Annotated in this window: 8 protein-coding genes, 1 tRNA gene and 1 pseudogene; 4 read left to right on the plus strand and 6 right to left on the minus strand. The window is 62.0% G+C overall.

Annotated features, from left to right (window positions below):
• Window positions 1–251: 251 nt before the first annotated feature.
• A complete protein-coding gene (locus C483_RS18285) occupies window positions 252–920 on the minus strand; it encodes a helix-turn-helix domain-containing protein (protein WP_006654851.1) in 669 nt (222 codons plus the stop codon).
• A 369-nt stretch (window positions 921–1,289) separates the two neighbouring features.
• Between C483_RS18285 and C483_RS21290 the strand changes: the two are divergent.
• From C483_RS21290 to C483_RS18300, 3 genes and pseudogenes are all read left to right on the plus strand, one after another.
• Window positions 1,290–2,754, plus strand: a pseudogene (locus C483_RS21290) (hypothetical protein).
• Between the two features lie 236 nt (window positions 2,755–2,990).
• A complete protein-coding gene (locus C483_RS18295) occupies window positions 2,991–5,279 on the plus strand; it encodes a heavy metal translocating P-type ATPase (RefSeq protein WP_083860450.1) in 2,289 nt (762 codons plus the stop codon).
• A gap of 112 nt (window positions 5,280–5,391) precedes the next feature.
• Window positions 5,392–5,754 carry an SHOCT domain-containing protein gene (locus tag C483_RS18300; protein WP_006654853.1) on the plus strand — a complete coding sequence of 121 codons (363 nt, stop codon included), beginning with the start codon at window positions 5,392–5,394 and terminating at the stop codon, window positions 5,752–5,754.
• A 390-nt stretch (window positions 5,755–6,144) separates the two neighbouring features.
• Here C483_RS18300 and C483_RS18305 read toward each other — a convergent pair.
• Window positions 6,145–6,218, minus strand: a tRNA-Lys gene (locus C483_RS18305).
• 189 nt (window positions 6,219–6,407) lie between these two features.
• Here C483_RS18305 and C483_RS18310 point away from each other — a divergent pair.
• Complete coding sequence (locus tag C483_RS18310) at window positions 6,408–7,856, plus strand: DHH family phosphoesterase (protein ID WP_006654854.1); 1,449 nt, start codon at window positions 6,408–6,410, stop codon at window positions 7,854–7,856.
• 9 nt (window positions 7,857–7,865) lie between these two features.
• Here C483_RS18310 and C483_RS18315 read toward each other — a convergent pair whose 3' ends face one another.
• The 4 genes from C483_RS18315 to C483_RS18330 form a co-directional block, all read right to left on the minus strand.
• Window positions 7,866–8,159, minus strand: a complete 294-nt coding sequence (locus C483_RS18315; protein ID WP_006654855.1) for a PRC-barrel domain-containing protein — start codon at window positions 8,157–8,159, stop codon at window positions 7,866–7,868.
• A 124-nt stretch (window positions 8,160–8,283) separates the two neighbouring features.
• Complete coding sequence (locus C483_RS18320) at window positions 8,284–9,258, minus strand: transcriptional regulator FilR1 domain-containing protein (RefSeq protein ID WP_006654856.1); 975 nt, start codon at window positions 9,256–9,258, stop codon at window positions 8,284–8,286.
• A 451-nt stretch (window positions 9,259–9,709) separates the two neighbouring features.
• Window positions 9,710–10,960 (minus strand): phosphotransacetylase family protein, encoded by a 1,251-nt coding sequence (locus tag C483_RS18325; protein ID WP_006654857.1) that lies wholly within the window; start codon window positions 10,958–10,960, stop codon window positions 9,710–9,712.
• Entirely contained in the window at window positions 10,960–13,056 is a 2,097-nt protein-coding gene (locus C483_RS18330) for an acetate--CoA ligase family protein (RefSeq protein ID WP_006654858.1), read from the minus strand. Before C483_RS18330 ends, C483_RS18325 begins: the two co-directional genes overlap by 1 nt.
• Between the last annotated feature and the right edge of the window lie 150 nt (window positions 13,057–13,206).

Here is a 13,206-nt window from a genome sequence, read left to right on the forward strand (position 1 = left end):
ATGGTGCTGTTCCGCGACAAATTGGCGAACCGGGCTGTATGGTGTGTTGATTTTGGTGACGGTGTCGGTGTCAGTATCAGTGCTAGTGTTGGTACCAGCGCCAGTGTCAGTGCCGATGTCAACACCAGTGCCCATACCCCGCCAATATCGACAGCAGCCATTCACACACTCACACACCCACACTCGAGTGGACTCGAGTACACCGGTGCATATGAATACTGTGTGACGCGCGATGGCTGATGGATCGTGTCTTAGTCCGACGGCATCGGTGCTGTCGTCGTCTCGTCTTCGGCGACGTTGAGTTCGGAGGTGACCAGCGCGCGATAGGCGCGTCGCAGGCGCTCGGACAGCGCCTGGTGTGAGATATCGAGCTCTTCGGACAGTTCCTGCATCGAGACTTCGCGCGGAATCTCGAAGTAGCCGTGGTCGATCGCAGCGACCAGCGTCTCGTACTGGCGACTCGTCAGGCCACACTGAGAGTGGCTTTCGGACTCGAGGTCGAACAGACGAACGATCGTCGGTGAGACGTCGTTCTCGACGAGGCGGTCGTACAGTGAACTGACGTGATCGCGCTCGAGAACGCGTACGCTCAGCAGCCAGGTGCCGTTCGATGCGGAGGCACTGAGGACGGTGCCACCCTCGTCCATGACGGCCTCGAAGACGTCGACCGTCTCCGGTTCGAACTCGATGTCGTACAGCCATCGGCCGTCGTCGCTGTTGATCAGCGAGTACGCATCGACCGCCGACGAGGTCGCGAGCGCATCGTCGATCATCTCGTGGGACGGTCCAGACAGCCAGAGGCTGTGCCCGTTCGAGGCGATGACACGCTCCATCTCACACGTTAGTGTGGGGACGGCCTCGAAGAGTTCGCCCAGTCCGGTGCCCTCGGCCGAGAATTCGATGTCTGCGATCGATGTCATGGATACGATTCATTCGTTGAACGGGGACTGCATTAACCGCGTTTCCAAAGAGATTAGCAACGACAGTAGTGACGGTCACTCGGGCTGGTATATAAAAGTGAGTTACAGTCAGTTGCGCCGAGATTAGCGTGAAAAACGGTGTACGTAGTCGGGAGGAAACCGTTTCGAGCGGACAACGGTTGTACAACTTACAGACGGACGGATAGTCAGGCTGTTCTATCTGTTGCAAGTGCGTTACAACGGTCGCCATCGAACCGCAAGCGGACGTCGACGTGACTGGTCGCCACAGACACTCACACTACTGTGATAGTTCGGGAGAGTAGCTTACGTCACATATACGTAAACCCACGGCCCGTCCGAACGGAGACTGTGACGGCGAAGGATACGCACGAACGGAAGTGGAGTCGACGACAGTATCTCACCGGAACGGTCGCTGGGGTGGCCGGGATCGGTGGAGTCCTCTCAATTAGCGGCGTCGGTTCGGCGACGGACGACGACCTCGCGGCGCAGTACGAGACGGTCGTCGATATCGTCGACGCCGGCGCGGACCCAACTGGTAGCGAGTCGATTGCGCCCGTTCTCCGGGACCACATCGGCGACAACACACTCATCGAGTTCCCCGAGGGGCGGTACTACATGGACGAACAGCTCCGATTCACTGGGTTCGAGAACGTCGGGTTTGTGGGTGACGGTGCGACGCTCGTCCCGGCAAATTACCACGAGTTCGACGGCCCGCAGTATCGCCTGTTCAGACTCGGAACGAGCGATAGACCCGGTCGTGACCTCCGGTTCGAGGGGTTCGATATCGATCAGACGGCGTCGGAAACGGGGATCCGCGTCATCAACGCCGAAGTCGAGGACGGCCTGCTCGTCCGAAACGTAACGGTACACGGGGTCCACGACAGCGGGACCTGGGGACCAGGCCTGTTCAACGTCATCGATCCGGATGGTGACGGGCTCGTCGACTGTTTCCACGCGCCCGACGGTGCCGTTCACGTCGACGAGACGCCGAACGCGGGCAACATGTGGCGCGGTGCGACCGGGTTCGGAATCAATCAGCACCATCGTGGCACGCTCGTCTTCGAGAACTGCGTTCTGGGTGGGTTCCCGGACAACGGCCTGTACGCCTCGAACGAGACCGGTCAGATCGGCGTCGACGGCGGACACTACCAGAACAGTGGCACCGCCTCGATTCGTCTCAGCGGAACGGCCGGTGCGATCAGAAACGCGACGCTCACCGTCGATAACGACCCACACGACTCGGCAGGCCAGCACGCGATCCGGCTTGACCGCGGCGAGGAGTTCACTATTGAGGGCGTCGAGATAGACATTCCCGAACCTGTCTCTTATACACATCNAGAGATGTGTATAAGAGACAGGTATCCGACTCGATCCAGAGACGGGGCCGACGGTTATCGACGACGTCGCCGTCGATATCGACGGCAGCGCGAACGCCCTGCGACTTCTCGGCAGCGACGGCGGTGCGGTCGAGGTCTCCGACCTTCGGGTGACAGGTGATGCACCTGGCTCGACGCTGCGACACGCAATTTTCTGTGAACGACACTCCTGTACGTTCACGGGCCTCGACGTCGAACAGCACGGCACGACCCGCCGCCGCGGGATCGAACTGCGCGGCGCTGACTATCGGCTCGCCGACAGCGAGTTCGAAACGACGGATACGCCGATCGTCCTCAACGGTGCGAGTGACGTAACCGTCGAGAACTGCTCCGCAGCCCCGACAGCGGATGCCTACTCGCTTCGGATCTCGAGCGATTCCGGTGCCGTCCAGTTGTCGGCCAACGACTTCCCTGCGGGTGTTCGAGACGACCGGTAACCACCGCGAAAACGTGGTTCATTCATGAGGCCTCAGCTATAGCGAGACCACCGACGACGCAGTTGTGGTCAGTGTCACTGTTGTCTCTGCGATGGGACACACCCCCCAACAATTAGTATCCTGTGTGACGACTACCTTGAGTAGTAGCTGTCACCACATCACGCCGTTAGTTCTTCCGGTTGTCCCAGTAGTAACGGACTCACTGATCTCGGGGACGGCTGCAACGAACTCGATTCATGTCACAATACAATCCGGCGGATACACCCGATTCGCAGCACCCTCACGCGGGGCAACCACGTGGTGAAAAGCCGACTGACCGAGAGTGTCCGTGCTGTCGAGTCTGTGGCTTGACTGCTGAGAGGTCCGACCACTCCGAAGAGCCGTCAGTTCAAGACGAATCTGGGGAAGAAGAACACACGGAACACGCTCACAGATCGTCCGATCACGAACCGTCCGACCAGGCAGACGAAGAGCGTGCCGGTCACGACCACGAGGCACACGTCGACCACGCTGGGCACGAGGAACTGTTCAAGCAGCGCTTCTTCGTTTGTCTCGTCCTCTCGCTCCCGGTGCTGTACTACAGCCCGATGCTCCAGGAGTGGTTCGGCTACGCCGCCGTGGCGTTCCCAGGAAGCGAGTTCGTCGGGCCGGTTCTCGGAACGATCGTCTTCCTCTACGGTGGGGTTCCCTTCCTGCGGATGGGCGCAGTCGAAGCACGAAATCGCGAACCGGGAATGATGTTGCTGATCTCGCTGGCGATCACCGTCGCGTTCGTCTACAGCGTCGCCGCGGTCGCGTTCGGGATTGGCGAGCCGTTCTTCTGGGAACTCGTTACACTGGTCGTTATCTTCTTGCTTGGACACTGGATCGAGATGCGTAGCGTCCGTCGTGCTTCGGGTGCACTCGACGAATTAGCCGAACTAATGCCGGACACAGCCGAACGGATCACCGAAGACGGCGAGACAAAAGCGGTCCGCGTTGACGAACTCACGAAGGACGATCTCGTACTCGTGCGACCAGGGGCCAACGTTCCCGCCGACGGCGTCGTCGAGGAAGGCGAGTCGAACGTGAACGAAGCCATGGTTACCGGCGAATCCCGGCCGGTCAAGAAGGAACCTGACGACAAGGTAATCGGTGGAACGACCAACCGCGACGGGAGTCTCCGCGTTCGCGTCACGGCAACGGGCGAAGAGACGACACTCTCTGGCATCATGCGTCTGGTCGAGGAAGCCCAACAGAGCCGATCTCGGACACAGGTGCTCGCCGATCGAGCCGCAGGCTGGCTGTTCTACGCCGCGATCGCAGTTGCGGCCGTCACTGCTGTCGCGTGGACTGCTGCGACTGGGTTCGGAGTAGCAGTCGTCGAGCGTGTCGTCACCGTGTTGGTGATCGCCTGCCCGCACGCGTTAGGACTTGCTGTCCCGCTCGTCGTCGCCATCAATACGACGATGGCAGCCCAAAACGGCATGCTCATCCGCGATCGGATCGCCATGGAGGAGGCGCGTAACCTGGATACAATCGTCTTCGACAAGACAGGCACGCTCACCAAAGGAGAACAGGGAGTCGTCGATATCGCCACGACTGATGACTGGGACGGGGACGAAGACGCGCTATTAGCAGTGATGGCTGCTGCCGAGGGTGACTCCGAACATATGATCGCAGAAGCAATTCGTGACGCAGCCGACGAACGGGAGCTTTCCGTCCCACATGTGCGTGAATTCGAGGCACTCGAGGGGCGCGGGGTTCGAGCGACCGTGGAAGTGGAAACTGCAGCAAGCCCCGGTGTAGGTGAGGACCACCCGCGAGACGGCGAGACGGTCCACGTCGGCGGGCCCAACCTGCTTCGCTATCTCGATCTCGAACCGGATACCGCCCTCAAAACGTTCGCAGACGAAGCCGGCGAACGTGGTCACGGTGTCGTCTACCTGCTTCAAAATGGCGACGCGGTCGGCGCGGTTGCACTCGCTGACGTCGTCCGAGAGGAAAGTTTCGAGGCGATCGACGCCCTCCACGAGATGAACGTCGAGGTTGCAATGCTCACTGGCGATACGGAAGACGTCGCCAGAGCCGTGTCCACGGAACTCGACATCGACACGTACTTCGCCGAAGTGCTGCCGGAAGACAAGGACAAGAAGATCGTCGAACTCCAAAATCAGGGGAAACTGGTGGCGATGGTCGGCGACGGAGTGAACGACGCGCCCGCACTAACGCGCTCTGACGTCGGAATCGCAATCGGCTCCGGAACTGACGTCGCCGTGGAGTCCGCCGATGTCGTCCTCGTCGAAAACGATCCCCGCGATGTCGCTCATCTCGCCCAGTTGAGCCGGAAAAGCTATCGGAAGATGCAGGAGAACCTCGTCTGGGCGGCCGGCTACAACGTGTTCGCGCTGCCGCTCGCGGCCGGTGTGCTGGCACCGATTGGGATCTTGCTTTCACCGGCGGTCGGTGCTGTCCTGATGTCGGCAAGTACAGTCATCGTCGCGATCAATGCACAACTCCTGCGGCGGGCCGACCTCTCGGTGTGAATTGCTACCGATCACGTACTCTGAACTGGGGAACACGTCGAGATGGGATAGTGATTACCACCGTGTAGGAGTCTGGCAGAGACTGAAATAGGTACCAGACGTAGTTACTCACATGAGCACCGATGATTCTCTCCTCCGAACGATCGTGATCGTCATTGCCGTGATCGTGCTCCTGCCGTTACTCATGCTGGTGGTTGCACTCCCCATGATGGGTGTTTGGGGTGGTGGTCACATGTGGAACGGGGGCGGTGGAATGTGGGACAGCACGGGTGCAACGTGGATGTGGCTACTCATGTCCGTCGTGCCGTTACTCGTCCTGTTGGGCATCGGATACCTCCTGTACAGTGCGGTTCGCCACTCCGGCGGAACGCAGCAAGACGCCGCAATCGAAGAACTCCGGATCGCCTACGCCCGGGGAGAGATTTCCGAGGACGAATTCGAGAACCGTCGGAAACGACTCCAACGCGAGGAGTAACTGCGTGACCGGGCACGATTGTGAACTGGGTCGAGACGTTCAAGTTCTTCCCTGTGCTCGCTCACGGGCTGGAACTCGTTTCGGTCAAATCAGGTGAGTCGCGTTGCTTCTCACGTAATTGTTCGTCGCAAAAGCGGGCCGGGCGCGATTATGAACTACGCCAAGACATTCCTGCTCGCTCGTTTCACTCGCTGTGCGGGCTGTGGCTCGTCTAGTTCAAATCCCGCCGGTTCCGTTACCTGTCGCTCACCGAGTTGTTCGCGACAGGAAAGCGGGCCGGGCGCGATTATGAACACACGGTCGGACGTGCTCACTCCGTTGCGCGCGACCTCCCTGCGTTCAAATCGCTCGTGGCCGTTTTGCCACTCGCGAGTTTGCTCGTGGCAAAAGCGGGCCGGGCGCGATTTGAACACGCGACCGTCTGATTAAGAGTCAGACGCTCTGCCGGACTGAGCTACCGGCCCTTCACCTACGACTTTTTGTCGACTGGTAAAATACGTTTCCCTTGAGTTGCGTTGTGGCAGAGAGCGCCACGCTCGATCACGGTCGGGCCGTCGACGATCACGGTCGGGCCATCGAGATGGATATACACACTATCACGACGTCACAATCTTCGGGAAGGTTAAGTGCGGTCGGTCCGACCACACGTTCACATGAGCACGGGGGTTACGATTTCGTCGATCTCTGACTACGCTATCTTGGGTTGTGGCAGCGTCGGCTACGCCGTCGCCGAAGAGCTCGTCGAACAGGGGAAGGACGTACTGATCGTCGACCGCGACGAAAACCGCGTCGAATCACTCCGGGACCAGGACCTAGACGCCCGCACCGCCGACATCAGCGAACCCGAGGTCGCCGATCTCGTCGATGACCGGGACGTCGTCCTCATCCTCGCCTCCGACGTCGAATCGAACAAACAGGCCGTCGAACACATCCGCGCCGACAACGACAACCAGTTCGTCGTCGCCCGTGCGAGCGACCCCGTCTCCGGCGACGAACTCTCCACCCTCGGCGCCGACATCGTCATCAACCCCTCCTCCGTCATCGCCGAATCCGCACTCCGCGCACTCGAGTCCGGTGAACTCGAGTACAATGCTGGCAAACTCGCCCAGTTGGTCGAGGAGACGGGGACGCGGCTGGCGATCATCACACAGGACAGCCCGGATCCGGACTCGATCGCGAGCGCGGCGGCGTTGCAGGCGATTGCGAACCACCTCGGCGTCGAGTCGGATATCATCTACCTGGGCGACGTGGGCCACCAGGAGAACCGGGCGTTCGTCAATCTGCTCGGGATCGATCTGGTGCAGTGGGACGAGGTCGAGGATCAGTCGGTCTACGACAGCGTTGCGCTGGTCGACCGTGAGACATCGGCCGAGCTCGACCTCTCCGTCGACGCGGTGATCGACCACCGCGAGGCCGACCAGGAGTTCGAACCTGAGTTCGTCGACATTCGGCCGAACATGTCCTCGACGTCGACGATCATGACGAAGTATATTCAGGAGTTCGACATGAACGTCTCCGAGGAGGTTGCCACCGCCTTGCTGTACGGCATCCGCGCGGAGACGCTGGATTTCAAACGCGACACTACCCCCGCCGATCTCACAGCCGCAGCCTATCTCTATCCGTTTGCGAACCACGACACCCTAGAACAGGTCGAGTCGCCGTCGATGTCGCCCGAGACGCTCGACGTGCTCGCGGAGGCGATTGCCAACCGCGACGTGCAGGGAAGCCATCTCGTCTCGAACGCGGGCTTCGTACGCGACCGCGAGGCGCTCACGCAGGCGGCGAGTCACCTCCTAAATCTCGAGGGTGTGACGACGACGGCCGTTTTCGGCATCGCAGACGAGACGATCTTCCTCGCGGGCCGCTCGAAGGACATCCGTATCAACATCGGCAAGGTGTTAGACGACGCTTACGGCGAGATGGGGGAAACGGCAGGCCACTCGACGCAGGCCAGCGCGGAGATTCCGCTCGGCATCTTCACCGGTATTGAAATTTCCGAGGATACGCGGGATACGCTGCTCGATCTGACCGAAGAAGCGGTCAAGCGAACGCTGTTCGACGCGATGGGCGTCGACGGTACCGAAGGATCGAACGGCAGTTAGCGTTCACGTTCAGGCAACCAGTTCGGTTTCTTCTTCGTCCGGATCGCGGACGCGCTCGACGACATCGTTGATCAGGATCACGTCACCGACCGCGCGCACCCAGCGGTAGGGGACGATAACGCCCTGACCGGTTGCCGACTCTTCTGCGAACAGTTCGGTGTTCAGGTTGCCGAGTGCAAGCCCGGTGACGGCCTGGCCGTCGACGTTCAGTTGTAGGTCCTGGACTTCGCCGACGAAGACACCGCTGTTCGAGTAAACCTCGCGTCCGACGAGAGAGGTGATCTCCTGGGGAGTGTCGTCCATGTCAGGGCACATGCGCGGCGTGCTCTTAATTGTTGGTCAGACACGACAGTCGCGGGACCCGACCGGACGCTAAAACGGGGTGAGGCAGTGTCAGTCATGCGAGCCCGGAAACACAGCACCGTTCTCACTCCGATGGCATCGAAAGCCGCTGTGCAGTCTCCATAAGAGATGTGATTCGATCGCGCGCCCACTCGGCCGCATCCGGACTATCGTTGACGAGCAGCCCACAGAGTTCATCGGAGGGACCACCACCATCACAGACAAGCAGAATCGTCAACGCCGCCGGCTCCGTTTCAGGTGGCTCCGCATCGAGTTCGACAGACACGAGGCCGTACGCTGGCGGCTGTGTCGTCTCGTGAAGAACGAGCTGGTCGGCTGCAAGCGCACTCGCCGTCCCGGAACCGAACGTACTGAGCAACACCTGAATCGCGTCCTGGGGGGCGATGACTTCGACCGTTTTTACCCCTGGTTCGCGCTTCTTTCCGTCCGCACTCTCCACCACCCCTCGACCAGCGAGCGCTTCACAGTAGGCACTCGCCAAACAGTGCGTCGGACCCGGAACCACAACCTGATGGACCGACCCCAGCCGGAGCAACGCACTGAGCATCGACTCGAGACGGTCCGATTCTGCGTCCGCCCCCTCGGTATCGTCCCCCGGTCGCTCGGCCTCGGCCGTCTCAGACGCGAGTGACTCGAGTACCCCCTCGATCGAAAGCGATTCGGCGACCTGTGCCGGCTCCGTCGCCGCGGTCACGGCTGTCGCTCCATCGAGGACCTGCCAGCTCAGCTCGGCCGACGGCGGCAGTTCGGCGAGCAACTCACTCCGGCGTGTCGCCTGTGCGAGGCGGTCGGATAGCTGTTCGAACGACGAGAGTGCGAGGTCGCCGGCGACCGTCAGTCGGTACTGACACTGGCCGTCGACGGTGGCCCGCTCGATCAGCGCGGCACGCTGTAGTTCCGAGAGTCCCCTGTCGATTGTCGACCGGGATAACTCGAGTTCGGCCGCGAGAGCGGACGGGCGAGCCGGGTCCGTGGCGAGTCGACGGAGTAGGGACGCGCGCCGACGAACGATGGCGAGCAGTTCGGTCTCTCGCACCATGAGCGACAGGAGCGGGCGACAGGAAATAATGGTACTGATGGTGATGGAGCGGACGCCTGATGGTTACCGTGCCCCATCCGATAGTAGCCACTGCAAGTCACTGTACACCTGATCGTGCGACAGCAGCGCGGTTCTCGCTCATTTCACTCGCTCCGAACCGCGGACGTGCGATCAGTGTGTACCCAGTTGCAGGTGGTACTATAGCACAGTGTTTCGTACGGCACAGGCAGCGCACGAACCCGATGACCTGACACGATTGCTGCCATCGGTTATAAATGAGCGACAAATATATCTGTCAGAGCCACACTCCGGGAACGTCATCGACAAATGAGTGTATAGGAGTCCGCTCTGAATAGACGGGTGCCGGGGTGCCTCTGACAAACCGGCAGTGTTCGGTGGGTAGGCTGCCCGACTACGCACCGACATTTCGTTTCGGGCAGGTGACGGTACGTTAGGTCGACGTTGACTCGTAGAGTTCGTCGAGTGCCGCGTGATCCGAAAGCAGTGCCTCCATCTGGTCGACGGTGGCCGCGTCTCGAGTCCGACCGCTTCGGACGACGTCTTCGGCGCGTTCGACCGTGGTGAGTGTATCTGTCTGGACCGAAATGATGGGGAGTCCCTTTTCGGCCGCCTGGCCGATGACTGCACCGGAGGGGCGGTGGCCGCCAGTCAGGATGAGACAGCGAACGCCGGGGGCCTCGAGTGCCGCCGTCTGAATCTCCGCCCGGTCGCCGCCGGTGATGACGGCCGCGTCTTTCGTTCGACGGAAGTAGCGCAACGCGCTGTCGGCACCCATCGCGCCGACGGCGAAGCGTTCGACGTAGGCGTCGGTCCCGTCCTCGACGAGCAGCGCCCCGCCGAGTTCGTCCGCGAGGGTTTCGACGGTCACGCCGGCGAGTGACTGCTCGCTCGGAACGATCCCAAAGACGGTCACGCCACGAGTTTCAAGGAACGGGACGACGTCCGTCTCGAGTTGGTCGTAGGCCGCATCGGCGACGTTGTTGAAGACGACGCCGACGAGTCGGTCTCCGAAGGCGTCGACGGCGGCGAGTACGTCGTCGATGTCGCCGGGTGTTTCGTACGGTGCGACCAGCAGGACGCTGGCGTCGAGCAAGGCGGCCACGTCCGGGTCGGTAAGGTCGACGATGCCGCCCACGTCGTATCGGCCACCGCCCTCGACGAACATCCGGTCGCAGTCGGCCGCAAGCCCTTCGTAGGCCTCGACGATCCGATTGCGGAGCTCTGGGGCGTCCTCGCGGCCCCGAAGGGCCTGTTCGATGAACGTCGGCGAGTAGACGACGGGCTCTAGGTCGTGCATCTCCGCGTCGAGGTCGAGGAGTTCGCGGGCGAGCATGGGGTCCTCGTCGAGCGTTTTGCCGACGTTGCTCTGCAGGCGTGTCCCCTTGGGTTTCATGTAGCCAACCTGCTCGCCGCGGTCCTGTGCGAGGCGGGCCAGTGCCATGGTGATCGCGGTTTTACCGGTGCTCTCCTCGAGCGAGGCGACCAGCAGTGGGTCGGCATCCGTTTCGGGCGTGGGATCGTCCGTCGGTTCGGTTTCGGTGGCTGTGTCTGCGGTGTGGGCGTCAGTGTGGGTGGTTTCGCTGGTGTCGTCGGTGTCGGTGTTAGTGTCAGTGTCAGTGCCGGTCTCGGTGTCGATGGCAGCGTCAGTGTCGGTATCGGTGTCGGTATCAGTATCGGTCATTACAGGTCCTCCGTATCGACGGTCAGTCGCAGATCGATCGCCTGTACCCCATCTGGTCCCGCAACGAGCGGGTTCACGTCGAGTTCCAGAATTGCCGGGAAGTCAGTGACCAGCTGTGAGAGTCGCTGGATCGTCTCGACGATTGCGTCCACGTCGGCTGGCTCCCGCCCGCGAGCGCCGCGTAACAGCGGTGCGGCCCGAATCTCGTCGACCATCTCGCGGGCCGCACTCTCACCGATTGGCGCGACACGAACCGACGTATCCTCTAAAATCTCGACGAAGATGCCGCCGAGCCCGAACAGCAAGAGCGGGCCGAACTGCGGATCGCGGTTCATCCCGACGATGGTCTCGGTCGTTCCCTCCAGATCGAGCATCGCCTGTACCTGCACGCCGAGGATGGTCGCGTCGGGCTGGTAGTTGCGCGCTCGGGCGACCACGTCCTCGTAGGCGTCGTACACCTCGTCGTCGCTCACGCCGACTTTCACGCCGCCGATATCCGACTTGTGGGTGATATCGGGGCTCACGATCTTCATCACGACATCACCCTCGATCGCTTCGGCAACTTCGCGAGCACGAGCCGGGTCGTCGACGATTTCGCCCGGCGGCGTCGGGATGCCGTAGGCGTCGAGCAAGGCCATCGACTCGATGCCGAGGCGATTACCGTCACGGCGCTCGACTCGTTCGAGAATCTCGCGCGCTCGCTCGCGGTCGACATCGAACGCCGTGGGCTCGTCACTCGTTCGCTGGCGAACGTCTCGATAGCGCGCGAGCGCGTCGAGTCCGCCGACGGCTCGGGCCGGATCGAAGTAGTTGGGAATGCCGAACTCGCGGAGCACCGTCTCGGCTGCTCTGGCCCGGTCGCCGCCCATCAGGCAGGTGACGACCGGTTTCTCGAAGTCCTGGCGCTTCTCGATGACGACCTCGGCGAGTTTGTCGTACTGGATCACCGCCGTCGGCGCGCTGACCACGACTGCCGACCCGACGTTCGGATCTGCGAGAGCGATCTCGAGTGCCCTGCCAAACCGATCGATGTCGGCGTCGCCGATGGCGTCAATCGGGTTGTAGACGTTCGCCTCGTCGGGCATCGCCTCGTGCAGTTTGTCGATCGTCTCGTCGGTGAAGTCGGCCATCCGCAGCGACGAGTCGCCGACCGCGTCGGTCGTGAGCACACCGGGGCCGCCCGCGTTCGTCACGATGGCGACGCCGTCCGATTCTGGCGCGGGCAGTCCGGACAGTGACCGTGCGGCATCGAACAGCTCTTGCACGGAACTCGCACGGATGACGCCGGCCTGCTCCAGCCCGGCCTCGTAGGCGCGCTCGCTGCCCGCGATTGCGCCGGTGTGTGAGGAGGCTGCCTGCGCGCCGGCGTCGGTCCGGCCCGACTTGACGAGCACGATCGGGGTCTCCTCGGTGACCTCCCGGGCCGTCCGAATGAATTCGTCGCCGGCGTCGATATCCTCGAGATAGCCGATGATCACGTCGGTCTCCGAATCGTCACCCCACTCGCGGACGAAGTCCGTCTCGTCCAGAATCGTCTTGTTGCCGAGCGAGACCACGTCCTGAAAGCCGATTCCCTGTTCGTTCGCCCAGTCGAGCACCGCCGTGATGAACGCCCCCGACTGGCTCATGAAGGAAATCGACCCGTCGCGGGCGCTCTCCGGGCCGAACGTCGCGTTCATGCTCACTGGCGTCGACATGACGCCCAGGCTGTTCGGGCCGACGACGTTGAGGTCGTACTCCGCTGCAATCTCGCGCAACTCTGCCTCTCGTCGTGCCCCCTCGCCGCCGCTCTCGGCGAACCCGGCCGTAATGACGACCACGTGTTGCGTACCTGCCTCACCGATCTCGCGGATCGTCTCGAGTACGACCGGTGGCGGCACGACGACGACAGCCAGGTCGAGCGGCGGTGCACTGGCGACGTCCGGATACGCCTCGAGACCGAGAACGGCGTCGTGACTCGGGTTGATCGGCACGACCTCGCCGGTGAACTCCTGGTGGAGGTTCTCGAGGATCGCGCGGCCGACCGCGCCCTCGCGCTCGGTCGCACCGATCACGCCGACAGTCTCGGGGGCGAACAGCTCGGATAACCGTCCCATCGGTCGGAGTATTGTTGGCAGGGGAAGTAAAACTGCACCCGACTTCCCGCGGGGTGGGAGCAGGGCTAGATGGAGCGCGGAGGGGATGCAACACCGGAGACGGCGTTCGAATCAGTGTCTCCGGCCGAGTCAGTTCCTCGTCGTCGATAC

It is taken from the genome of Natrialba hulunbeirensis JCM 10989, from assembly GCF_000337575.1.
Lineage (GTDB): Archaea > Halobacteriota > Halobacteria > Halobacteriales > Natrialbaceae > Natrialba > Natrialba hulunbeirensis.